General features: G+C 75.4%; 19 protein-coding genes. 9 read left to right on the forward strand and 10 right to left on the reverse strand.

Going from position 1 to position 23,465, the window contains the following annotated elements:
* Positions 1 to 59 precede the first annotated feature (59 nt).
* Positions 60 to 818: an L-2-amino-thiazoline-4-carboxylic acid hydrolase gene (locus OF117_RS01375; protein ID WP_263550995.1), complete on the forward strand. Its 759-nt coding sequence runs from the start codon at positions 60 to 62 to the stop codon at positions 816 to 818.
* On the opposite strand, the gene OF117_RS01380 is transcribed toward OF117_RS01375, so the two are convergent.
* A complete protein-coding gene (locus OF117_RS01380) occupies positions 756 to 4,130 on the reverse strand; it encodes a BTAD domain-containing putative transcriptional regulator (protein ID WP_263550996.1) in 3,375 nt (1,124 codons plus the stop codon). The two genes, OF117_RS01375 and OF117_RS01380, sit on opposite strands and share 63 nt — an antisense overlap.
* A gap of 174 nt (positions 4,131 to 4,304) precedes the next feature.
* Between OF117_RS01380 and OF117_RS01385 the strand changes: the two genes are divergently transcribed.
* A complete protein-coding gene (locus OF117_RS01385; protein WP_263550997.1) occupies positions 4,305 to 4,436 on the forward strand; it encodes a hypothetical protein in 132 nt (43 codons plus the stop codon).
* A gap of 558 nt (positions 4,437 to 4,994) precedes the next feature.
* Here OF117_RS01385 and OF117_RS01390 read toward each other — a convergent pair.
* Positions 4,995 to 5,924 carry a heme o synthase gene (locus OF117_RS01390; RefSeq protein WP_263550998.1) on the reverse strand — a complete coding sequence of 310 codons (930 nt, stop codon included), beginning with the start codon at positions 5,922 to 5,924 and terminating at the stop codon, positions 4,995 to 4,997.
* Positions 5,925 to 6,204: 280 nt separating this feature from the next.
* Here OF117_RS01390 and tkt point away from each other — a divergent pair, with 280 nt between their 5' ends.
* The 7 genes from tkt to OF117_RS01425 all read left to right on the forward strand — a co-directional run bounded on the left by tkt (position 6,205) and on the right by OF117_RS01425 (position 15,488).
* Complete coding sequence (gene tkt, locus OF117_RS01395; protein WP_263550999.1) at positions 6,205 to 8,376, forward strand: transketolase; 2,172 nt, start codon at positions 6,205 to 6,207, stop codon at positions 8,374 to 8,376.
* A 30-nt stretch (positions 8,377 to 8,406) separates the two neighbouring features.
* Positions 8,407 to 9,507, forward strand: coding sequence for a transaldolase (tal, locus tag OF117_RS01400; protein WP_263551000.1), 1,101 nt, complete (start codon positions 8,407 to 8,409; stop codon positions 9,505 to 9,507).
* The gene (locus OF117_RS01405) at positions 9,504 to 11,108 is read left to right on the forward strand and encodes a glucose-6-phosphate isomerase (protein WP_263551001.1); all 1,605 of its coding nucleotides are present in this window, start codon (positions 9,504 to 9,506) and stop codon (positions 11,106 to 11,108) included. The genes tal and OF117_RS01405 overlap by 4 nt, the downstream gene beginning before the upstream one ends.
* A gap of 13 nt (positions 11,109 to 11,121) precedes the next feature.
* Complete coding sequence (gene zwf, locus OF117_RS01410; RefSeq protein ID WP_263551002.1) at positions 11,122 to 12,639, forward strand: glucose-6-phosphate dehydrogenase; 1,518 nt, start codon at positions 11,122 to 11,124, stop codon at positions 12,637 to 12,639.
* Positions 12,636 to 13,640, forward strand: a complete 1,005-nt coding sequence (locus OF117_RS01415; RefSeq protein ID WP_263551003.1) for a glucose-6-phosphate dehydrogenase assembly protein OpcA — start codon at positions 12,636 to 12,638, stop codon at positions 13,638 to 13,640. The genes zwf and OF117_RS01415 overlap by 4 nt, the downstream gene beginning before the upstream one ends.
* A complete protein-coding gene (gene pgl, locus OF117_RS01420; RefSeq protein WP_263551004.1) occupies positions 13,637 to 14,452 on the forward strand; it encodes a 6-phosphogluconolactonase in 816 nt (271 codons plus the stop codon). The genes OF117_RS01415 and pgl overlap by 4 nt, the downstream gene beginning before the upstream one ends.
* Before the next feature lie 70 nt (positions 14,453 to 14,522).
* On the forward strand, positions 14,523 to 15,488 hold the full coding sequence (locus tag OF117_RS01425) for a PIG-L deacetylase family protein (RefSeq protein ID WP_263551005.1): 966 nt from the start codon (positions 14,523 to 14,525) through the stop codon (positions 15,486 to 15,488).
* A gap of 34 nt (positions 15,489 to 15,522) precedes the next feature.
* Here OF117_RS01425 and OF117_RS01430 read toward each other — a convergent pair whose 3' ends face one another.
* The 8 genes from OF117_RS01430 to OF117_RS01465 form a co-directional block, all read right to left on the reverse strand.
* Positions 15,523 to 15,864 carry an RNA polymerase-binding protein RbpA gene (locus OF117_RS01430; protein ID WP_263551006.1) on the reverse strand — a complete coding sequence of 114 codons (342 nt, stop codon included), beginning with the start codon at positions 15,862 to 15,864 and terminating at the stop codon, positions 15,523 to 15,525.
* Positions 15,865 to 16,005: 141 nt separating this feature from the next.
* Positions 16,006 to 16,242: a preprotein translocase subunit SecG gene (gene secG / locus OF117_RS01435; protein WP_263551007.1), complete on the reverse strand. Its 237-nt coding sequence runs from the start codon at positions 16,240 to 16,242 to the stop codon at positions 16,006 to 16,008.
* A gap of 86 nt (positions 16,243 to 16,328) precedes the next feature.
* On the reverse strand, positions 16,329 to 18,101 hold the full coding sequence (locus OF117_RS01440) for an ABC transporter substrate-binding protein (RefSeq protein ID WP_263551008.1): 1,773 nt from the start codon (positions 18,099 to 18,101) through the stop codon (positions 16,329 to 16,331).
* A 49-nt stretch (positions 18,102 to 18,150) separates the two neighbouring features.
* Entirely contained in the window at positions 18,151 to 18,963 is an 813-nt protein-coding gene (gene tpiA, locus OF117_RS01445) for a triose-phosphate isomerase (RefSeq protein ID WP_263551009.1), read from the reverse strand.
* A gap of 24 nt (positions 18,964 to 18,987) precedes the next feature.
* Complete coding sequence (locus OF117_RS01450; RefSeq protein WP_263551010.1) at positions 18,988 to 20,181, reverse strand: phosphoglycerate kinase; 1,194 nt, start codon at positions 20,179 to 20,181, stop codon at positions 18,988 to 18,990.
* Positions 20,181 to 21,185, reverse strand: coding sequence for a type I glyceraldehyde-3-phosphate dehydrogenase (gene gap, locus OF117_RS01455; RefSeq protein ID WP_263551011.1), 1,005 nt, complete (start codon positions 21,183 to 21,185; stop codon positions 20,181 to 20,183). Before gap ends, OF117_RS01450 begins: the two co-directional genes overlap by 1 nt.
* Positions 21,186 to 21,318: 133 nt before the next feature.
* The gene (whiA, locus tag OF117_RS01460) at positions 21,319 to 22,299 is read right to left on the reverse strand and encodes a DNA-binding protein WhiA (protein WP_263551012.1); all 981 of its coding nucleotides are present in this window, start codon (positions 22,297 to 22,299) and stop codon (positions 21,319 to 21,321) included.
* A gap of 222 nt (positions 22,300 to 22,521) precedes the next feature.
* Positions 22,522 to 23,454: a uridine diphosphate-N-acetylglucosamine-binding protein YvcK gene (locus OF117_RS01465; protein ID WP_263551013.1), complete on the reverse strand. Its 933-nt coding sequence runs from the start codon at positions 23,452 to 23,454 to the stop codon at positions 22,522 to 22,524.
* Positions 23,455 to 23,465: the final 11 nt, after the last annotated feature.

A 23,465-nucleotide genomic window follows, 5' to 3' on the forward strand; every position in this document is an offset into this window, starting at 1 on the left:
CCGGACGCATGCTGCGGCCAGGGGCCCGCACAGGGGCCCACGTCGACGAGGAGGAAGCGATGGGAGGAGCGAGCAGGCCCGCGAGCGCGCGGTCGGGACGCCGGCGCAGCCCGGCCGAGACGGTGCTGGCAGCCGAGGGCCGCGTCCTGTGCGGTCGGTACGGACCGCGCCGCATCCTGTCCGGCATCGACCGGTACCTGCGTCGCGCGGCCCCGGACCGGACGGACGAGCTGCTCGCGGCGATCCGGCGGCGCAGCGACGCGCTCGTGGAGGCCAACCGGGACATGGCCGTCGACGGGCCGTCGGAGGGGATCCTCCGCCTCGCCGCGGCCGTCCGGGCGGCGTACGAGACCCTGCCCCCCGTCTTCGGGCACGACGAGAACCGCACCCTCCGGTACCTGCGCGGGCTCGTCGGGTCGCTCCTGCAGCGACCCCTCGAGATCGGGATGGACGCGCTGGGCCGCAGGGAGGACGCGCTCGGCGCGGTCGACGTGGCTTGCCGCCGAGGTGTCGCCATGTACGGGACGTACTTCGACATCGGGTTCGCGCGACCGGATCGCGACGTCCTCGAGATGCAGGTCGAGCGCTGCCTGTTCCGCGACTTCTTCGCCCGGACCGGCGACCCGCGCGTCACCACCGTGATGTGTGCCTGGGACCGGAGCTGGATGAGCGAGCTCGACCCGGCCGAGAGCGGGCTGCGCGCCGAGCGGACCACGTTGATGTCGCTCGGCGACGACGCCTGCCGCTTCCGGGTGCTACGGACCGAGGACCCGCTCGCCCCGCTGGTCGACCGGCTCGACGAGATCCAGCCCGCCTGATGCACCCGGTCCCCGTCGGACGACGCTGTCGTCAGCCGCGCGCGAAGCGGGCCGGGCCACCGTCAGCTCGGCCAGCGCGACGTCCCGCGACCGACCCCAGCCCCGCTGGAAGGCGAGAGCGGCCGCGCGGTCGCCGAGCGCCCTCCGGACGGAGGCCGCCGTCCGTTCGGCGGCGGCCGCGTCGTGGGCGTCCGCGGTCAGGCCCGCGGCGTCGCGGTGCGCGGCCGCCGCGCCCAGCAGCTCGGCAGCTCGGTCGGGGTCCCCGCCGGCCGCGACCGCCGCGGCGAGGACCTCGAGCCCGACGGCGACCGCGACCTGGTCGGCGTCGCGGTGGGCACGGTGGATGCCGTCGACGGCGAGGTCGCCCGCCTCCGTCCCCGATCCGTGCGACACGGCGATGACGCTCAGGCCGATGAGCGCACGCGCGACGGGGCTGCCACCGAGGAGCACGTAGAAGGCCTGCTGCGCGAACGTCGACCCCTCCGGTGGGCTCTCCGCGAGCACCCTGCGGTACAGCGACTCGGCCGTGGCGAGGCCTCCGCGGCGGTGCACCGTCGCGGCAAGGCCCTCGTGGGCGAAGGCCGCGAACCAGGGCGAGACGGTGGCGTCGACCAGGTCCACGGCCTCGTGCTGCAGCTTCCGGGCGGCACCGAGGTCACCGTCGAGCATCACGTACCGGCCGAGCACGGCGAGGACGAAGCTGACGTAGTGAGGAAGCCCGACGCCGCGCACGAGCCGCAGCGCCGCCCGGCACTCGGCGACCGCGGCGCCCGTGTCGCCGCGCCGGCCCGCCGCCCAGGCGAGGAGCAGCCGCCCCCACGCCTCGAACAGGTCGTACCCGAGGCGGCGAGCGGGCCGGAGGATCTCCTGCGCCTCGTGCTCGGCGAGCGCGACGTCCCCTGCCCGCATCGCGCTGCGCGCGGCCGCCAGTGCGCAGGAAGCCAGCCCCCAGTCGCCCCGCGGATCCGCGACGTCCCGGTAGGCGGCCCGCGCCTGCGCCAGCAGCGCGGCGACGCGGTCGGGTGGTCCGGTCTCCCCGAGGGCCAACGCGAGGATCGCCGTCGACTGGGCGATCTGCCACCGGTCGCCGGCGCGGTGGGCGAGCTCGAGCCCGCGCTCGGCGTCGGCCACGCTCCCCGCGGCGTCACCCTGCTGGGTGCGGAGGAAGCCCCGGTAGCTCACCGCCCGGGCGAGGACGACGGCGGAGGTGCCGGTGTCCGGGACCGCCAGGGCCGCGTCGAGCCAGTCCCGCCCCTCGTCGTGCCGCTCGCTGACGGCGAAGAAGAAGCCGAGCGCGCCGGCCACGCACAGCGCGAGGTCGCCCCGTCCGGCGGCCACGGCCCAGCGCAGCGCCGCGCGCAGGTTCTCCCGATCCTGGTCGAGCCGGCGCAGCCAGCCGCTGCTGTCCGACCCGTACAGGCCCGCCTCGCCGGACTCGGCGAAGGAGGCGAACAGCTCGGCGTGCCGCCGCCGGGCCGCGTCGTAGCCGCCCTCGGCGCGGAGCCGCTCGATGCCGTACTCGCGCAGGGTCTCCAGCATGCGGTACCGCGGCTCCCCGTCGACGCCCGTCGAGGCCACGACGAGCGACTTGCCGGTCAACCCGCTGAGCAGGTCGAGCGTGCTGTAGGCGCCGAGGCCCAGCCGCGCGCCGATCGACTCCGCGGTGGGGAGCGAGCAGCCGGAGGGGAACACCGCGAGCTGCTGGAAGAGACGTCGTTCGTCCTTCCCGAGCAGGTCGTAGCTCCACTCGACGGCTGCGCGCAGCGTCTGGTGACGGGGCGGGGCCGTCCGGCTCCCCGTCACCAGGAGGCGGAACCGGTCGGCGAGCCCGGCGGTGATGCGAGCCACGGGCAGCACGGTCACCCGGGCGGCGGCGAGCTCGATGGCGAGCGGCAGCCCGTCGAGGCGGTGGCACAGCTCGGCCACGGCCGGCGCCGCTTCCGTGGTGATCACGAACGACGGTCGGACCTGCGCCGCGCGGTCCTCGAACAACCGGAGGGCCTCGGTGCCGAGCAGAGCGGCCGGGTCGTGCCGAGCAGGATCGGGCACGCTCAACCCCTCGACCGGCCAGAGCGCCTCTCCCGGGACTCCGAGGGACTCCCGGCTCGTGGCCAGCAGGCCGAGCCGCGGACAACCCGCGAGGAGCGTGTGCACCAGATCGGCGACCTCGCCGAGGAGGTGCTCGCAGTTGTCGACCACGACCAGGGCGGACCGGCTCCGGAGGTGCTGCACCACCCGGTCGACCAGGGGGGTCTCGGCTCCTCCGGCACCGCCCGGTCGCACCCCGAGGGCCGCCGCCAGCGTGGTGGTGACCTCGCCGCCCTGCGTGAGCGATGCCAACTCGACCATCCACACCCCGTCCTCGACGTCCGGGTGCAGCGCCCGGGCGACCTCGACGGCGAGGCGGGTCTTGCCGACCCCCGGTGGCCCGGTGAGGGTGACCAGTCGGGCCTGCTTCACCAGTCTCTGGACCGCGAGCAGCTCCTCGGCGCGCCCGACGAAGCTGGTGAGCGGAGCCGGGAGGTTCCCGCTGCCCCCCGTCGCGCGGAACCGTGGCCGGGGTGCCGCCAGCTGCGGGTCGTGGCTCAGGATCGCGTGCTCGAGGTCGGCCAGCTGCGGGCCCGGGTCGAGGCCGTGCTCGTCGGCGAGGATCCGGCGGGCGTCGGCGTAGGCCGACAGCGCGTCCGGCTGTCGCCCGCAGCGGTAGAGCGCCACCATGAGCTGGCCCCACAGCCGCTCGCGGAACGGGTGCTCGGCGAGGACCTCACGGATCGGCTCGAGGACGTCGGCGTGCCGGCCCGTGGCGAGATCGACGTCGAAGCCGTCCTCGACCGCGTCGAGGTACTGGCCCTGCAGGCGGGCCGCGGGCGGGCGGGCCCAGTCCCGGTCGAGGAACTCCTCGAGCGGCGGACCACGCCACAGCGCCAGCGCGGCCCGCAGGGCGCTGCCCGCCTCGTCGAGCGAGCCGGCCCGCAGCGCGGCGCGGCCCGCGGCGGCGAGCCGGGTGAACTGGAGCGCGTCGACGTCGTCGTCCCGCACGTCCAGCAGGTATCCGGGACCGCGGGTGACGAGAGCTGCACCGATCGCCCTCCGCAGACGGGAGACGTGGTGGTGCAGCGCGCCGTGGGCGTCCGCAGGAGGCCGGTCCGCCCACACGACGTCGATGAGACGATCCGTGCCGACCACCCGCCCGGCCTCCAGAGCGAGTCGCGCGACCAGGGCACGCTGCCGCGAGCTCGGCACGGGCACCGGGCGGCCCTGTCTCCGCACCTGCAGCGGGCCGAGCAGGTGGACCTGCAACGACTCGCCCATCGCAGCCTCCCCGGCGCCGGCCCGCCGATGCACCCGTCCGAGTTGACGTGCCGTCCATCGTCCGGGGAGAACCGGTACCGGCAAGGGGCTTCCGCCGCCCCGGCGGGCGGCGAGGCACCGAGGGCGACCTGGTGCGGGCGCAGCGGCCGGGACCGCCGGCTCGACCCCGTCCGGTTGCCCACCGCCCGCACCTGGCTGGGCGCGCTGGCCGTCCTGCCCGGGCACGCCGTGGCGATCGTCGCGCGCCCGCTCGGGGGCTGGCCTTCGGCCGGATCGGTGACCGCGTCGGTCGTCGCCGCGCGCTGATCGGCTCGCTCACCCTGATGGGCGCTGCGACCGTCGGCGTCGGACGCCTGGGGGTGGCGGTTGCCGTTCCTGCTCAGCGGCGCCCTCGTCGTCATCGGTCTGACCCTTCGGGTACGCCTCCCCGAGACCCCGGAGTTCGTCGCGGCGGCGCAGCGCTCGGACGGCGGGCGCACCCGGGCGGGGCGCGTCGGCACGCTGCTGACGGACGCCTGGCGGCCACTTCTCGCGGGCACGTTGACGTGGACCGGCCCCGTCGCCCTCGGGTACGCCTTCCTCACGGGGCTGTTCGCCCACGTGGCGCTGCACGTCCCGGGGCTGCGGGTGACCGATGCGCAGATCGGGCTCGTCGTGAGCGCCGCCCCGGTCGCCGCGCTCACGGCCGTCAGCGGCTACGGTGCTCCCGCTGCCCGCGCTCGCGCTGGTCGGTTCGTCGGGCGGCTCGCCGGTACCGCTCAGATCATGGTGATCGTCGGCGGGGTCGCCACGGCTGCCGGTGGGCTCCTCCGTGGGGCGCAGGAGCAACGGCCGTCAGCCGCAGTGTCGTCCGGAGACGACGGATCACACGAGCACGTCGATGACGATGGCGATCGACAGCAGGGCCATGTAGCTGATCGACACGTGGAAGAGCACCATCGGCCGGGTCTCCTCGGCGCGGCGGATGCGCCCCAGCAGCCGGTGCGCCTCCACGACGAACCAGGCGCCGAGCCCCACCGCGGCGGCCGTGTAGAGCCAGCCGATGCCGTACGCGGCACCGACCGGCCACAGCAGCAGCGAGACGGCGACGGTCAGCCAGGCCCAGACGACGGTCTGCCGGCCCACCGACCGGGCGGAGGCGACCACCGGCAGCATCGGCACGTCGGCGCGGGCGTAGTCGGCGCGGAACCGCATGGCCAGGGCCCAGAAGTGCGGCAGCTGCCAGCAGAAGACGACGCCGAAGAAGACCACGGCCGGCCAGGCCAGCGAGCCGGTGACCGCGGCCCAGCCGATCAGCACCGGCGCGGCGCCGGGCACCCCGCCGAAGAGCGTCGAGTGCCGCGTGTGCCGCTTCAGCACGACCGTGTAGAGCAGCGCGTAGTAGGCGATCGCCGCGGCGGCCAGGCCGGCGGCCAGCGGCGTGGTGGTGGCGGCGAGCAGCGCGATGGACGTCCCGGTCAGCACGACGCCGAAGACCAGCGCCGCGCGCGGGGTGATCACCCCCATCGGCAGCGGACGGCGCTCGGTGCGGTGCATGAGCCGGTCGATGTCGCGGTCGAACCAGCAGTTGAACACGTTGGCCGCGCCCGCGGCCAGCGTGCCGCCGACCATGGTCGCCAGCAGCAGCCGCCAGGACGGCCATCCCCCGGCGGCGAGCAGCATCGCCGGCAGCGTGGTGACCAGCAGCAGCTCGATGATCCGCGGCTTGGTGAGGGCCACGTAGGCGCGCACCCGGGCGCCGAGCGCGGCGGGCGGGGACGCCGGGACGACGGGGCGCTCGGAGAGCGCGGTCACCGGGTGCCCTCGATTGCGTGCGGGCAGCAGGGCACCACCGGACACCTGGACAGCACGGGGTCCCTTCGCACCGGGGATGGAGACCGCCCAACTGTAGCCCGTGGGATTTCCGCCCCCCGGCCGGACCGGGCCGTCCGCGAGCGGTCGGGCGGACCGGCCCACGACTAGGGTCGGGAGCACGTTGGGCCCGCGCGTGCACCGGGTAGGCGGGACGACGACGACGGTCCGGGGACCCGCCCCGGACCCCGGTCCCCGCCGACCCCGAGGGAGCGCCGACCAGATGGCCACCGACCGCACGACCGACCGGAGCACCGAGTCCGAGGCGCCGCCCGAGGCCGCCACCGACGCGCCCACCGGCCGGCCGTCGCAGCCGAGCCCCACGCTCCCCGACGGCTTCGGCGACCTCGACCGGCGGGCGATCGACACCATCCGCGTGCTGGCCATGGACGCCGTCCAGAAGGTCGGCAACGGTCACCCCGGCACCGCGATGAGCATGGCCCCGACGGCGTACCTGCTCTTCCAGAAGTGGCTGCGGCACGACCCCGGCGACCCGGACTGGATCGCCCGCGACCGGTTCGTGCTGTCGATGGGCCACTCCAGCCTGACCCTCTACATCCAGCTGTACCTGTCCGGCTACGGCCTGGAGCTGTCCGACCTGCAGGCGCTGCGCACCTTCGGTTCGCGCACCCCCGGCCACCCCGAGGTGGGCCACACCGCCGGCGTCGAGACGACCACCGGGCCGCTGGGCCAGGGCGTGGGCAACGCCGTGGGCATGGCGATGGCCGCCCGGCGCGAGCGCGGCCTGCTCGACCCCGACGCGCCCGAGGGCGAGAGCGTCTTCGACCACACGATCTGGTGCTTCGCCTCCGACGGCGACATGGAGGAGGGCGTGAGCGGCGAGGCGTCGTCCCTGGCCGGCACGCAGCAGCTGGGCAATCTGGTCCTGGTCTACGACGACAACCGCATCTCCATCGAGGACGACACGAACGTCGCCTTCACCGAGGACGTCGGCAAGCGCTACGAGGCCTACGGCTGGCACGTGCAGGAGGTCGCGGACGGCGAGGACCTGGCCTCGATCGACGCCGCGTTCGCCGCGGCCAAGGCCGAGACCGGCCGGCCGTCGCTCATCGTGCTCGACACGATCATCGCCTGGCCCGCGCCGAACAAGCAGAACACCGGGGCCGCGCACGGGTCGGCGCTGGGCGAGGACGAGGTGCGGGCCACCAAGGAGATCCTCGGCTTCGACCCGTCGGCGACGTTCGACGTCGACGACGAGGTGCTCGCGCACGCCCGCTCCGTGGTCGAGAGGGGTCGCGCCGACCACGCCGCCTGGGAGGAGCGGTTCGCGGCGTGGGAGAAGGAGAACCCCGAGCGGGCCGCACTGCTCGCCCGCATGCGCACCCGCTCGCTCCCCGACGGCTGGGCCGACGACCTGCCGGTGTTCCCGCCGGACGAGAAGGGCATGGCGACCCGCAAGGCCTCCGGCAAGGTGCTGGCGGCCATCTACCCGAAGGTGCCCGAGCTGTGGGGCGGGTCGGCCGACCTCGCGGAGAGCAACAACACCGCCGTGGAGGGCGAGCCGTCGTTCGTGCCGGCCGACCGGCAGACGAAGATGTGGACCGGCGGTCCCTACGGGCGGACGCTGCACTTCGGCGTCCGCGAGCACGCCATGGGCTCGATCATGAACGGCATCACGCTGCACGGCGGCACCCGCGTGTACGGCGGCACCTTCCTCGTCTTCTCCGACTACATGCGCCCCGCGGTCCGGCTGGCCGCGCTCATGCAGCTGCCGGTCACCTACGTGTGGACCCACGACTCCATCGGCCTCGGCGAGGACGGCCCCACCCACCAGCCGATCGAGCACCTCGCCGCGCTGCGGGCCGTCCCGGGCCTGGACGTCGTCCGCCCGGCCGACGCCAACGAGGTCGCCGTCGCCTGGCGGACCGTCCTCGAGCACAACGACCGCCCGGCGGGGATCGCCCTGTCGCGGCAGAACCTCCCGGTGTTCGACCGGGAGCGGTACGCCTCGGCCGAGGGCGTCGCCCGGGGCGGCTACGTGTTCGCCGAGGCCTCCGACGGCCAGCCGCAGCTGGTCCTCCTGGCCACCGGGTCGGAGCTGCAGATCGCGGTGGCCGCCCGCGAGCTGCTCGAGGCCGAGGGCACGCCGACCCGGGTGGTCTCGATGCCCTGCCTCGAGTGGTTCGAGGCGCAGGACCAGGCCTACCGCGACTCCGTGCTGCCGCCGTCGGTGCGGGCCCGGGTGAGCGTGGAGGCCGCCGTCCCGATGAGCTGGTACCGCTACGTCGGCGACGCCGGCCGCACCGTCGGTCTGGACCACTACGGCGCCAGCGCCTCCTACTCGGTCCTGTACGAGCAGTTCGGGCTGACCGAGGAGGCCGTCGTGGCCGCCGCGCACGACAGCCTGCAGGCCGTGGCAGCCGGCAGGCCTTAGATCCCCACGAGCCCGGGAGGGGCGCGAACCATGGCACAGAACCGGAACCTCGCCGACCTGTCCGCCGCGGGCGTGGCGGTCTGGTTGGACGACCTGTCGCGGGACCGCATCCGCAGCGGCAACCTGCAGTCGCTGGTCGACGAGCACTCCGTCGTCGGCGTCACCACGAACCCGACGATCTTCGCCCAGGCGATCAGCGGGTCGGAGCTGTACGACGACCAGCTGCACGCCCTCGCCGTGCGGAAGGTGGGCGTCGACGAGGCGCTGCGCACCATCACCGCCTCCGACGTCCGCGACGCCTGCGACCTGCTGGCGCCGGTCGCGGAGCGCACCGGCCTGGACGGGCGGGTCTCGCTGGAGGTCGACCCCGGCCTCGCCCACGACACCGACGCGACCGCGGCCGAGGCCGCGCACCTGTGGTGGCTGGTCGACCGGCCCAACCTCTTCATCAAGATCCCGGCGACCGAGGCGGGGCTGCCGGCGATCACCACCTCGATCGCCCGCGGCATCAGCGTCAACGTCACGCTGATCTTCAGTCTCGAGCGCTACCGCAAGGTCATGGACGCCTACCAGTCCGGGCTGGAGCAGCGGCTGGCCGACGGCGGCAGCCTGGAGGGCATCGAGTCGGTGGCCTCGTTCTTCGTGTCCCGCGTCGACTCCGAGGTCGACAAGCGCCTGGACAAGGCGGGTGCGGACCCGTCGCTCAAGGGCAAGGCGGCGCTGGCCAACGCGCAGCTGGCCTACCAGGCGTACGAGGAGGTCGTCTCCGCCGACCGCTGGAAGGCGCTCGAGGCGCAGGGGGCCCGCCCGCAGCGGCCGCTGTGGGCCTCGACCGGGGTGAAGAACCCCGACTACCCCGACACGCTGTACGTCGGCGAGCTGATCGCCCCCGGCACGGTCAACACCATGCCGGAGAAGACGCTGCTGGCCTACGCCGACCACGGCGGCCCCGGCACCCCGGTGCAGAAGACCTACGAGGACGCCGCGGCGGTGCTGGAGGCCGTCCGGGAGGCCGGGGTCGACATGGACGACGTGTACCGGGTGCTCGAGGACGAGGGCGTGCAGAAGTTCGCCGACTCGTGGGACGAGCTCACCGAGTCGGTGCGCACCCAGCTGGAGGACAAGAGGTGACGGTGCTGCGGCTCCGCAGCACCGGACTCGACATCCCCTCCGCCGCCCGCGCCCAGCTGGCCGACGACGACGTCGCCGCCCGGCTGGTCGGCAAGGACCCCACGCTGTGGGGTCCGGACGCCGAGAGCGACGCGTCGACCCGGCTCGGCTGGCTCGACCTGCCGGCGACCTCCCGCGAGCTGGTCGCCCGGCTGGCCGAGCTGCGCGCCGAACTCGTCGGCGAGGGCCTCGACCGCGTCGTGCTCTGCGGCATGGGCGGCTCCTCGCTGGCACCCGAGGTGGTCTGCCGGACCGTCGGCGTGCCGCTGGTCGTCCTGGACACGACCGACCCCGGGCAGCTGGCCGCCGCGGCGACCGACCTGGACCGGACCGTCGTGGTGGTGAGCTCCAAGTCCGGCACCACCCTGGAGACCGAGAGCCAGCGCCGGTTGTTCGTGTCCTCCTTCGCGGCGGCGGGGCTGGACGAGAAGGAGATCGGCGCACGGTTCGTCGTCGTCACCGACCCCGGCTCGCCGCTGGCCGACACGGCGGCCGCGATGGGCGCCCGGGCGGTCTTCCTCGCCGATCCCGCGGTCGGCGGCCGCTACAGCGCGCTGTCGGCCTTCGGGCTGGTCCCGGCCGCGCTGGCCGGTGTCGACGTCGGCGTGCTGCTCGACGAGGCCGAGCAGCTGGCCGAGCACCTGGCCGAGCCGGACAACCCGGCGCTGGAGCTGGGCCTGGCGCTGGGCGCGGGATTCCGCGCCGGCCGCGACAAGGTGGCCCTCGCCGACGACCCGGACAGCGGCATCCACGGCTTCGGCGACTGGGCCGAGCAGCTGCTCGCCGAGTCCACCGGCAAGCAGGGGCGGGGCCTGCTGCCCGTCGTCCTCGAGTCCGTCGACGCGCCCGGCGGCCGGGCGCCCGACGCCCTGCTGGCGGTGGTCGGCGGCGAGCCCTCCGGTGAGGGCCCGGCGGTCGGGGTGACCGGCCCCCTCGGCGCGCAGTTCCTCGGCTGGGAGTACGCCACGGCCGTCGCCGGGCGCGTCCTCGGCACGAACCCGTTCGACCAGCCGGACGTGGCCGCGAGCAAGGAGAACACCGAGCGGATCCTGGCCGGTGGGCTGCCCGACGAGCGGCCGCTGGCCCGGGTCGGCGCCGTCGAGCTGCACGCCGGGAACGGCCTGCTGGACGGCGTGGACCTGTCCGCGCACGACGCGCTCTCGCTCGCCCTCGACGCGCTGCTGCACGCCGTCCCGCCACGCGGCTACCTCGCCGTCCTGGCCTTCCTCGACCGGCAGGCCGACGCCCGCGCCGCCGACCTGCGAGCCGTGCTGGCCCGCCGCACGGAGCACGCGGTCACCTTCGGCTGGGGGCCGCGCTTCCTCCACTCCACCGGCCAGTACCACAAGGGCGGGCCGCAGGTCGGTGTCTTCCTGCAGATCACCGGGGCCGTCGCCGAGGACCTGCCGGTGCCCGAGCAGCCGTGGTCGTTCGGCGCGCTGCAGACCGCCCAGGCCGCCGGCGACCGGATCGCGCTCGCCGAGCGCGACCGCCCGCTGCTGCGGCTGCACCTGGTCGACCGCTCCGCCGGCATCGAGCAGCTGCTGGAGGCCCTGGAGTGAGCGAGGACCGATCATGATCCGCAACCCGCTGCGCGACCCGCGGGACCGGCGGCTGCCCCGCGTGCCCGAGCCCTGCGCGCTCGTCGTGTTCGGCATCACCGGCGACCTCGCCCGCAAGAAGCTCCTGCCGGCCGTGTACGACCTGGCCAACCGCGGCCTGCTGCCCACCAACTTCGCGTTGCTCGGCTTCGCCCGCCGCGAGTGGGACGACGCCGCGTTCGCCGAGCTCGCCCGCGACGCCGCGCGCAAGGCCGCGCGGACACCGTGGCGGGAAGAGGTCTGGGAGCGGCTGGCCGGCGGTGTGCACTTCGTGCACGGCTCCTTCGACGACGACAACGCCTTCGACGCCCTCGCCGAGAGGCTGCACGAGCTGGAGGGCAGCTCCGGCATCGGTGGCAACGCCGCGTTCTACCTCTCCATCCCGCCCGGCCAGTTCCCCGTCGTCCTCAAGCAGATGCAGCGGACCGGCATGGCCGACAGCACGCCGGAGCGCTGGCGGCGCGTCGTGGTGGAGAAGCCGTTCGGCACCGATCTGCCCTCCAGCCGGGAGCTCAACGCACTGGTCGACTCGGTGTTCACCCCGGAGGACGTCTTCCGGATCGACCACTACCTGGGCAAGGAGACGGTCCAGAACCTGCTGGCGCTGCGGTTCGCCAACACGCTGTTCGAGCCGGTCTGGAACGGCCACCACGTCGACTCGGTGCAGATCACCATGGCCGAGGACGTCGGCATCGGCACCCGGGCCGCCTTCTACGAGCGCACCGGCGCCGCGCGCGACGTGCTGCAGAACCACCTGCTGCAGCTGCTGGCGCTGACCGCCATGGAGGAGCCGGTCAACTTCTCGGCGGAGGAGATCCGCACCGAGAAGCTCAAGGTGCTGCGGGCGATCTCGCTGCCCGCGGACCTGTCGGCCTCCGCCGTCCGCGGCCAGTACGAGCAGGGCTGGCTGGCCGGGCAGCGGGTGCCGGGCTACCGGCAGGAGGAGGGGGTGGCGCCGGACTCGCGGACCGAGACCTTCGCCGCCGTCCGGTTCGGGGTCGAGACCCGCCGCTGGGCCGGGGTGCCGTTCTACCTGCGCGCCGGCAAGCGGCTGCCGCGGCGGGTCACCGAGATCGCGCTGGTCTTCGAGCGGGCGCCGCACCTGCCGTTCAGCGACACCGACACCGAGGAGCTGGGCAACAACCAGCTCGTCATCCGCGTCCAGCCGGACGAGGGCGTCACCCTCAAGTTCGGGTCGAAGGTGCCGGGCAGCGTGATGGAGGTCCGCGACGTGTCGATGGACTTCCTCTACGGCGAGCAGTTCACCGAGTCCAGCCCCGAGGCCTACGAACGGCTCCTGCTCGACGTGCTGCTCGGCGACGCCACCCTGTTCCCCCGCAACTCCGAGGTCGAGGCCTCGTGGGCGGTGATCGACCCGCTGGAGGCCTTCTGGGCGGGCAGCACGCCGCACCCCTACCGGGCCGGGGAGTGGGGGCCCCGCGCGGCCGACGAGATGCTCGCCGCGGAGGGGAGGAGGTGGCGGCGGCCGTGACCACCCTGTGGGACACCAACGGCACCGCCGTGGTCAAGGAGCTGGCCGCGCAGCGCCGCACCGGCGGCGCGGTGCTCTCCGGGGTGGCGCTGACGCTGGTCGTGGTCGCCGACGAGAGCCGCGTCGAGGAGGCGGAGGAGGCGGCCGCGCACGCCGCGGAGATGCACCCCTGCCGGCTGCTGGTGGTCGTCCGCCGGCAGCTGGACTCCCCCGCCCCCCGGCTGGACGCCGAGGTGACGATCGGCGGGCGGCTGGGCCCGGGCGAGGCCGTCGTCATGCGCATGTACGGGCGGCTGGGCCTGCACGCCGAGTCGGTCGTGCTGCCGCTGCTGGCCGCCGACGCCCCCGTGGTCGCCTGGTGGCACGCCCCGCCGCCGGAACGGCTGGCCACCGACGCGCTCGCCGTGATCGCCGACCGGCGGATCACGGACAGCTCCATGGGCCCGGACCCGGTGGCCGCGCTGCGCACCCGGGCCGCCGACTACGCGCCCGGCGACACCGACCTGGCCTGGACGCGCAGCACGCCGTGGCGGGCCGCGCTCACCTCGACCGTCGACTCGGTCGCCGGCCGCCGGGGTGAGGCGGTGCGGCTGCTCGGCGGCGTCGTCGAGGGCGATCCGCGGCGCGCGTCGGCCCGGCTGCTCGCCGGGTGGCTGTCCGCGCGCTGCGACTGCGCGGTCGACGTCGTCGACAGCGACCGCGCCGCCGGCCCGGGCGGGGTCGACACCGTCGTCCTGCGCCTCGACCGCGACGAGGAGGTGCGGGTGCGGGCCGACCGCAGGGCCGGCGCGCTGATCACCCAGCCGCACCGGCCGGACGCGACCGTCGCCCTGCCCGACCGGCCGCTGGGCGACCTGCTCGGCGAGGAGCTGCGCCGGCTGGACCCCGACGAGCCGTACAGCGAGGCGCTGGCGGCGGCCACCGGGGTGACCGGGCTGGCCGGCCGCCCCGCCGTCCGCGAGCACGAGTGGTTCGACCCTTTCCAGCGGGAGGACGCATGACCCTGCCACCGGGTGCCGAGATCGCCGGCGGGCTGGCCGACGACGGCCGGCCTCCCCCCGACGTGGTCGTCGAGCCGGACGCCGACGTGCTCGCCCGCGCCGTCGCCTCCGCGCTGGTCGCCCGGCTGGCCGCCGCGCAGGCGGTGCACGGGACGGCGTCGGTCGTGCTGACCGGCGGCGGCATCGGCATCGCCCTGCTGGAGCACGTCGCCGCGCTGGCCGCCGAGCCCGCCCGCGAGCGGGTCGACTGGACGGCCGTCGACGTGTGGTGGGGCGACGAGCGGTTCGTCCCCGCCGACAGCGACGACCGCAACGAGAAGGCCGCCCGCCGCGCGCTGCTCGACGCGGTGGGCGTGCCGCCGGAGCGCGTGCACGCGATGCCGCCGTCCGACGGGGAGTTCGCCGAGCCGGAGGACGCGGCCGCCTGGTACGCCGAGCAGCTCGCCGCGGCCGCGCCGGCGGGTGCGGCGGTGCCCCGGTTCGACGTGCTGATCCTCGGCATGGGCCCCGAGGGTCACACCGCGTCGATCTTCCCGGAGTCGCCGGCGGCGCACGACGACCGGCCCGCGTTCGCCGTCCGCGGCTGCCCGAAGCCGCCGCCGACGCGGGTCAGCCTCGGCTTCTCGGCGATCAACACCGCCGAGGAGGTCTGGATGGTCGTCGCCGGGGAGGAGAAGGCCCCGGCCGTCGCGATGGCGCTGTCGGGCTCGGCCGGTCCGGTGCAGCTGCCCGCCGCCGGCGTGCACGGGACCCGGGCCACGCGGTGGCTGCTCGACAGCGCCGCGGCCGGCAAGCTGCCCGGTCGCGGGTAGCCGCTCCCCGGAGGTGTGCTGTCAGCCAGCCGCAAGAGCCGTGCAAGTGGGTGGGCGCAGGCTCCCCGCCATGACCGACCCCGCCACCACCGACACCGCCATGACCGATCCCGCACGGCCGACGCCGTCCCCCGTCCCGCCCGCCCGGCAGCCGGCGGACCGGGACCTGCTGCGCGACGTCGACCCCGGTGACCGGTGGCTGGTCGTGGTGGCCCACCCGGACGACGAGTCCTTCGGGTGCGGCTCGCTCATCGCCCACGCCGCCGTCCGCGGCGCGCACGTGACGGTCGCCTGCGCCACCCGCGGCGAGGCCGGCGAACCTTCGGAGCCGGTCGACGGCGGGGACCTCGGCGCCGTGCGGGAGGCCGAGCTGCGGCGCGCGGCGGCGCGGCTCGGTGCCGCCCGCGTCGAGCTGCTCGACTACCGCGACTCCGGCTTCGACGGGGACCTCGCCCCCGGCGCGCTCTGCGCGGCGCCGGTGCACGCCGTCGCCGCGGTGCTGCACCGCCTGGCGCGCGACCTGCGCCCGCACGTGGCCGTCGTGCTCGACGGCAGCGACGGCCACCGCGACCACCGGCACGTGCGGGTCGCGGCGCGCGAGGCGGTGCGCCGGCTCGGCGCCGGCGGACCGCGCCTGTACGAGCACTGCCTGCCGGCCTCGTTGATGCGCCGGTGGCTGGAGGAGACCAGCGGCCGGCGCGGGGACGACGCCTACCACGCGCTCGACGCGGCCGGCCTGGGCCGGCCCGACGCCGAGGTCACCGACGTGCTCGACGTCGCCGACGTGCTCGACCGCCGCGAGGCGGCCATGGCCGAGCACCGCTCGCAGGGGTCGCCGTTCGACGGGCTGGGCGACGAGCTGCGCCGGGCCTTCCTGACCACCGACCACCTGGCCCGGGTCCACCTGCCGGTGGTGACCTGGCGGGAACCGGCCGAGGCGGTGCCCGCCGCGGCCTACTGGGACCTCGGGCAGGCCCGGTGGCGGCCCTGGCCGGACGCCGCCGGCCACGCCGCGAGCGCGGGCGCGTTCGCCTGACGCCCCGGCGCCCGGGGATCGGGCGCCCGGGCGCTCAGGCGCCGCGGCGGGTGCGCAGCCGGGTCAGCGCCTCCTCGAGCAGCGCGTCGCCGTCGGCGTCGGAGCGCCGCTCGCGGACGTAGGCCAGGTGGGTCTTGTAGGGCTCGGTGCGCGGCGCCGGGGGCGGCTGGTCGCGGTCGGTGCCGGCCGGCAGCCCGCAGCGCGGGCAGTCCCACAGCTCCGGGATGTCGGCGTCGCTGGCGAAGGCGATCCGCGTCTCGTGCCCGCGCTCGCACCAGAACGACGTGCGCTGCCGGGGTGCGGCCTCGCCGCGCTCGGCCTCGCCCATCGGACCTGCCCCGACCCGGGTGCCCCGGATCGCATTGCCACCAGCCACGAACGGCCCCCTGATCCTCGCTGCCCGGGTCGCACGGCGCGCACGCCGCGCGGGCAGTCTAGGGCCTGCAGGGGCCGATCCAGGTCACGTTTCGCACCACGGCGCGGTCGCCGCGCGCCGCGCCCCGGCCGGCTAGGCCGCTCAGCTCACCTTGACGAGGATGCCCAGGCCGACGATGCAGACGGTCCAGACCAGCGCGCAGAAGATCGTCAGCCGGTTGAGGTTCTTCTCGACCACCGAGGAGCCGGCCAGGGAGGAGGACACCGCGCCGCCGAACATCGACGACAGTCCGCCGCCCTTCCCGCGGTGCAGCAGGATCAGCACGATGAGGAGCACGCTGGTGAGCACCAGCAGCAGGTTGAGCACCAGCTCGATCATGACCTCTCCCGCCCGCGCTCCCGCGGGCCCGTTCGCGTGCGGCCGGCTGCAGCCGGCCGGTCCCGGTCGTCGAGCCTAACCGACGATCAGCGGACGCCGGCGGTGGCGACGTCGTAACCGCCGTAGGGCTGCATCACCACGCCGTTGCGCAGCCGCTGCCCGGCGACCAGCTGGACCCGGGTCTCGGCCAGCGGCACGTACGCCGACGTCGCGCGGGCGGCGGTGGCCACCTCGCGCCAGCCCGCGCGGGCGGCCTCCGGGTCCGGCGCGGCCAGCGCCGCGTCGACCAGCGCCGTCACCTCCGGATCGGTCAACCGCGCGTAGTTCGTGTTGCCCACCGGCTGCACGCTGCGGCCGTCGACGAGCGGGACGAGGAACGAGCCGGGCGTCGGGAAGTCCGCCGTCCAGGTGACCAGGACGATGCCGTAGCCGTTGTCGCGCACGCTGTCCGGGCTGCCGACGTCGGTGGCGTAGAAGCTGGTCGCGGGCAGCGCGCGGATCTCGGCCTGGATGCCCACCGCGGCCAGCTGGCCGGCGATCCCCTGCGCGACGTCCAGGCTGGTCTGCGCGTCGGCGACGGCCAGCACGGTCGAGAACCCGTCGGGCCGGCCGCAGGCGGCCAGCGCCTCCCGGGCGGCGGCGGCGTCCGGCGCGGGATCGGGCTCCTCGGGTCCGCCGCGCAGCGCCCGCGGCCACAGCTGCGAGGTGCGCACCGCGTCGCCGGCGCCGCCGAGCAGCTCCTGCACGGCGGCCCGGTCGATCGCCGCGGCGACCGCCGCCCGGCAGGCCGGGTCGTCGAAGGGGGCGACGTCGGTCGGCAGGGCCAGCAGGCGCAGCGCGCCGGTCGTCACGTCGTCCACCCGGTCGCGCAGCTGCTCGTCGTCGGCGATGCGGGCCGTCGTCGCCTGCTGCACCCCGGCGCCGGAGACGTCGATGTCCGCCGAGCCGGCCAGCAGCGCCTGGTCGCGCTCGAGCCCGCTGAGCCCGGTGCGGACCACCACCTGGTCGGGCAGCGCGGTCCGGACGTCGTCGGTCGCCGGGTCCCACTGGGGGTTGCGGTCGAGCACCACCCCGGTCTCCGGATCGATCGAGGTGACCGCGTAGGGGCCGGAGGAGACCGGGTCCCGGCCGTAGTCGCCGCGCGTGTCGGCCTCGGCCGGTACCGGGCTGCTCGACGGCAGCGCCATGACGTACGGGAAGTCCGGCGTCGGCGTCCGGAGGCGGAAGACGACCGTGCGGTCGTCGGGCGTCTCGACCGACACGAGCTGCGGGTCGTCCTCCGCGGTCGAGTAGGGGCCCGGATAGGGGTTGGCCGGGTCGTCGAGCAGGTCGACGACGTAGGTGGGGCCGCCGACGACGACGTCGGAGGCGAACGAGCGGGCGATGCCGTACTTGACGTCCTGGGCGGTGATCGGCCGGCCGTCCTCGAAGCGCACCCCCTCGCGCAGGGTGAACGTCCAGGTCCGGCCCCCGTCGGGGGTGGAGCCGAGGTCGGTGGCGAGGTCGGGCACCAGCTCGCCGGTGGCACCGGGTTGCGGCGAGTAGGTGACCAGGGTGCGCACGTAGAGCCGCATCAGGTTCCACACCCCCGGCAGGTAGGAGCGCTGCGGGTCGAGGCTGTCGATCTCGCCGGCCACGACGCGCAGCGTGCCGCCGCTCTCCTCCGAGGGCGCCCGGACGCCGGCGACCCCGGCGTCGGGCCCGTCGGCCTGGACCGGGACGTCGGCGCGGCTGCCCGCGCCACCCCCGCAGCTGATCGCGACGACCAGCACGAGGACGGCGACGGCCGCGGCGGCGAGCAGACGGCGCGGCGTCCACGCCCGGGCCCACCCGGGCAGCCGCTCTCCGATGGTGTGCACTGGCTGCTGCTCGCCCCTCGCGTTGCTGCGCCGCGGCGGCAGCGGGCGCTCAGCTGCCGTCGGCGGCGATCCGACAGATCTGCGCGAACTCGTCCGCGTCGAGGCTGGCCCCGCCGACGAGCGCACCGTCGATGTCCGGCCCGGCCAGGATCCCGGCCGTGCTGGCGGCTTTCACCGACCCGCCGTAGAGGATACGGACCGTGGCCGCCGTGTCACTCCCGAAGCGCTCGGCGAGCCGCGCCCGCAGCGCGCCGCACACCTCCTGGGCGTCCTCCGGGGTGGCCACCTCCCCGGTGCCGATCGCCCACACCGGCTCGTAGGCGATCACGACGCCCCCGCCGGTCGCGTCCGCGGCCGGGGCGACCTGCTCGGCGGACAGGCCGTCGAGGGCGGCGTCGAGCTGGGCGGTGCAGTGCGCCACGTGCCCGCCGGCCCGCCGGACGTCGAGCCCCTCCCCCACGCAGAGGATCGGCACCAGGCCGTGCCGCAGCGCGGCCTGCACCTTGCTGCGCACCACGGCGTCGTCCTCGTCGTGCATCGCCCGGCGCTCGGAGTGGCCGACGACGACGTAGCTGCAGGCCAGCGCGGCGAGCATCGCGCCGCTGACCTCGCCGGTGTAGGCACCGGAGTCCTGCGCGGAGAGGTCCTGCCCGCCGTAGCCGATCGGCAGCTTGTCGCCGGCGACGAGGGTCTGCACGCTGCGCAGCGCGGTGAACGGTGGCAGCACGACGACCTCGGCGGCGTCGAGCTCCCGCTCCTTGAGCGAGAAGACGACCTTCTGGACCATCCCGATCGCCTCGAGGTGGGTGAGGTTCATCTTCCAGTTGCCGGCGATCAGCGGCCGGCGGGCGGCGGTTGCCATGGCGTCGTCCTCTCGTCGGCCGGTTCAGTCGGCGAGCACCGCGAGGCCCGGCAGCTGCCGGCCCTCGAGGTACTCCAGCGACGCCCCGCCCCCGGTGCTGATGTGTCCGTAGGCGTCCTCGTCGAGGCCGAGCTGGCGCACGGCGGCGGCCGAGTCGCCGCCGCCGACGACGGACAGACCGTCGACGGCGGCCACCGCCCGGGCGACGCCGCGGGTGCCGTCCTGGAACGGCGCGAGCTCGAAGACGCCCATCGGGCCGTTCCAGAACACCGTCCGCGCGCCGCCCAGCTCGCGGCCGAAGGCCTCGACCGTGCGCGGGCCCACGTCCAGGCCCTTGAGGTCGGCGGGGATGGCGTCGGCGGGCACGACCGTGGTCTCCGCGTCGGCGGTCAGGTCGGCGGCGCACACCACGTCGACCGGCAGCACGATGCGGTCGCCCGCCTCGGCCAGCAGCCGGCGGCAGGTGTCGACCTGGTCGGTCTCCAGCAGCGAACCGCCGACCTCCGCGCCCTGGGCGGCCAGGAAGGTGAAGCACATGCCGCCGCCCACGAGCAGCCGGTCGACCTTGGGCAGCAGCGCCTCGATGACGGCCAGCTTGTCGCTCACCTTCGAGCCGCCGAGCACGACCACGTACGGCCGGTCGGGATCGGTGGTCAGCCGGGTGAGGACGTCGAGCTCGCGGGCCACCAGCCGGCCGGCGTAGTGCGGCAGCCGCTGCGCCACGTCGTAGACCGAGGCGTGCTTGCGGTGCACCGCGCCGAAGGCGTCGTCGACGTAGACGTCGGCGAGCGCGGCCAGCCGGTCGGCCAGCTCCCCGCGGGTGGCGTCGTCCTTCGCCGTCTCGGCGGCCTCGAAGCGGACGTTCTCCAGCAGCAGCACGTCGCCGTCGCCGAGCGCGGCGGCCCGGGTCGCGGCGTCCTCGCCGGCCACGTCCGCGGCCAGCGGCACCTCCCGCCCGAGCAGCTCGCCCAGCCGCGCGGCGACCGGGGCGAGGGAGTACTGCGGGTCGGGCGCGCCCTTGGGGCGGCCCAGGTGGGCGGCGACGGCGATCCGCGCCCCGGCGTCGCGGAGCGCCTCCAGGGTGGGCAGGCTGGCGCGGATCCGGCCGTCGTCGGTGATGGCGCCGGTCTGCTTGTCGAGGGGGACGTTGAGGTCGGTGCGCACCAGCACCCGCCGCCCGCGGACCCCCTCGGCCAGCAGGTCGTCCAGGGACTGCATCAGAGGGACTTGCCGACCAGCTCGGTCAGGTCGACCAGCCGGTTGGAGTAGCCCCACTCGTTGTCGTACCAGCCGAGCACCTTGGCCATCGGCCCGAAGACCTTGGTCAGCTTCGCGTCGTAGATGCACGACGACGGGTCGGTGACGATGTCGGAGGAGACGATCGGCGCGTCGGTGTAGGTCAGGTACTTGCCGAGCGGGCCGGCCGCGGCCTCGCGGTAGGCGGCGTCGATGTCGGCGGCCGAGGCCTCGCGGCCCAGCTGGACCGTGAGGTCGGTGGCCGAGCCGGTCGGCACGGGCACGCGGATGGCGTAGCCGTCGAGCTTGCCCTGCAGCTCCGGCAGCACCAGGCCGATCGCCTTCGCCGCCCCGGTCGAGGTGGGCACCATGTTGAGCGCCGCGGCGCGGGCGCGCCGCAGGTCCTTGTGCGGGCCGTCCTGCAGGTTCTGGTCGGCCGTGTAGGCGTGGATGGTGGTCATCAGGCCGCGCTCGATGCCGAACGCGTCGTTGAGCACCTTGGCCAGCGGGGCCAGGCAGTTCGTGGTGCAGGACGCGTTGCTGATGATCGTCTGCGAGCCGTCGTACAGGTCGTCGTTCACGCCCATGACGACGGTGATGTCGTCGTCGGTGGCCGGCGCGGAGATGATGACCTTCTTGGCGCCGCCCTTGTCGACGTGCTTGCGGGCGTCGGCGGCCTTGGTGAAGAAGCCGGTGGACTCCACGACGACGTCGACGCCGAGGTCGCCCCACGGCAGGTTGGCGGGGTCCCGCTCGGAGAGCACCTTCATGGTGTTGCCACCGATCTTGATGCCCTCGCCGTCGGCGGCGACGTCGTCCTTCAGGACGCCCAGCACGCTGTCGTACTTCAGCAGGTGGCCGAGCACCTCGTTGCTGGTCAGGTCGTTGACCGCGACGATCTCGACGTCCTTGCCGCTGGCCGCCGCCGCGCGCCAGAAGTTGCGGCCGATCCGGCCGAAACCGTTGATGCCCACCCGTACCGTCACTGGAGACCTCCCACAGTCGTGATCCGTCACGTCGGGGGCCGCGGCGCCGCGGCCTCGCTCGCGACGAACCCTATCGGTCGGCGGCGCGGCCGGCTCCCGGTCGCCCGCCTGGGACGACCGGGAGCCGTGGCGGTCAGTTGGCGAGCATGTCCTCGGTGACGACCGACTCGGTGTCGGGGATGCCGAGGTCCTTGGCCCGCTTGTCGGCCATCGCGAGCAGCCGGCGGATGCGCCCGGCGACGGCGTCCTTGGTCATCGGCGGGTCGGCGCGCTGGCCGAGCTCCTCCAGCGAGGCCTGGCCGTGCTCGAGCCGCAGCCGGCCGGCGACCAGCAGGTGCTCGGGGGCGTCGCCGGCGAGGATCTCCAGCGCCCGCTCGACGCGGGCGCTGGCGGCCACCGCGGCGCGGGCGGAGCGGCGCAGGTTGGCGTCGTCGAAGTTGGCCAGCCGGTTCGCGGTGGCCCGGACCTCGCGGCGCATCCGCCGCTCCTCCCAGGCCAGGACGGCGTCGTGCGCGCCCATCCGGGTCAGCAGCGCGCTGATCGCGTCGCCGTCGCGGACGACGACCCGGTCGGCCCCGCGGACCTCGCGGGCCTTGGCCGCGATGCCCAGCCGGCGGGCGGCGCCCACGAGCGCCATGGCCGCCTCGGGGCCCGGGCAGGTCACCTCCAGCGACGAGGAGCGGCCGGGTTCGGTGAGCGAGCCGTGGGCGAGGAACGCGCCGCGCCACGCGGCCTCGGCGTCGTTGATGCCGCCGGAGACCACCGACGGCGGCAGGCCGCGCACCGGCCGGCCGCGCTGGTCGACCAGACCGGTCTGGCGGGCCAGGCCCTCGCCGTGCTTGGCGATGCGGACCAGGTAGCGGACGCCGCGGCGGATGTTGCCGCCGGCGAGCACGCTCACCCCGCTGGTGTATCCGTACACCTCGCTGATGTCCCGGCGCAGCCGGCGGGCCACCGAGCCCGTGTCCAGCTCGGCCTCGATGACCACCCGCCCGCCGACGATGTGCAGCCCCCCGCTGAAGCGGAGCAGGGCGGTCACCTCCGCCTTGCGCTCGGAGGTCTTGGTGCACTCCACGCGGGAGAGCTCGTCCTTCACCATGGCGGTCATCGCCACGCGGGCCACCCCCCTCCCGGCCGCGGGCGCGCGCTGCCCGCCCGTCGACCTCCTCCGGACCGGGTTCTCAGCAACCAGGTCATCGCCACGTCGTCTCCACCCCCACGTTCCCCCGGGGCACAGCTCCCCGACCGTCGGACCGCCATCATGCGGCCCTCCGTCCACCCGCTACCGATCCGGGTGCCTTCCGGCACCCGCCCGGTCCGCATCCCCGACCGCGCCTCATCGCACCCCGACCACGGAGGCCAGGGCCGCGCCGAGGCGCGCCGGGTCGTGCCGTGGTGCGCCGTCGAGCGCGGCGACCGGCGCCAGCACGAGCTCGGCGCCGCACCCGCGCACCGCAGACAGGAGACCATGCCGGTCAACCACCGAGCCCTCGTCCGCGATCACGGTGTGCAACGCCACTCCGCCCAGGTGGGCCTGCAGCACCCGCAGGTGCTCCTCCGGGGAGAACCCGTCGGTCTCCCCCGGCTGCGGTTCCAGGTTGAGGACGACGACCACGCGGGCCCCGCTGGCCGCCAGGGCGTCGTGCAGGCGCGGGACCAGCAGGTGCGGCAGCACGGACGTGTACCAGGAGCCGGGGCCGAGGCAGACGACGTCGGCTGCGGCGATCGCCCCGGTCACCGCCGCGCTCACCGGAGGGTCGGGGGGCGACAGCAGGATGTCGCGCACCCGCCCCGGTGTGCTGGCGATGGCCACCTGACCGCGGATGGTGCGCACGCGGGCCGGGTCGTCGGGATCGGTGCTCTCCACCCGCGCCACCAGGTCGAGCGGGACGTCGGCCATGGGCAGCACCCGGCCGCAGGCGCCGACCAGGCGGCAGACGTCGTCTAGCGCGCGGATCATGTCCCCGCCGTGCATGTCGACCAGCCCGGTGAGCACCAGGTTGCCCACCGGGTGGCCCGCGAGCACGCCGGTGCCTCCGAGGCGGTGCTGCAGCAGCCGGGCGAGCTCCTGGGACTGCTCGTCGTCGCCGGCCAGGGCGGCCAGCGCCATCCGGAGGTCGCCGGGCGGCAGCACGGGCATCTCCCGGCGGATCCGTCCCGACGAGCCGCCGTCGTCGGCGACGGTGACGACGGCGGTCAGGTCGGGGGTGATCCGCCGCCAGGCGCCCAGCGCCGCGGCCAGGCCGTGCCCGCCCCCGAGCGCGACCACGCGCGGCGGCC

The sequence above is a fragment of the Geodermatophilus sp. YIM 151500 genome (genome assembly GCF_025716945.1).
Taxonomy (GTDB): domain Bacteria; phylum Actinomycetota; class Actinomycetes; order Mycobacteriales; family Geodermatophilaceae; genus YIM-151500.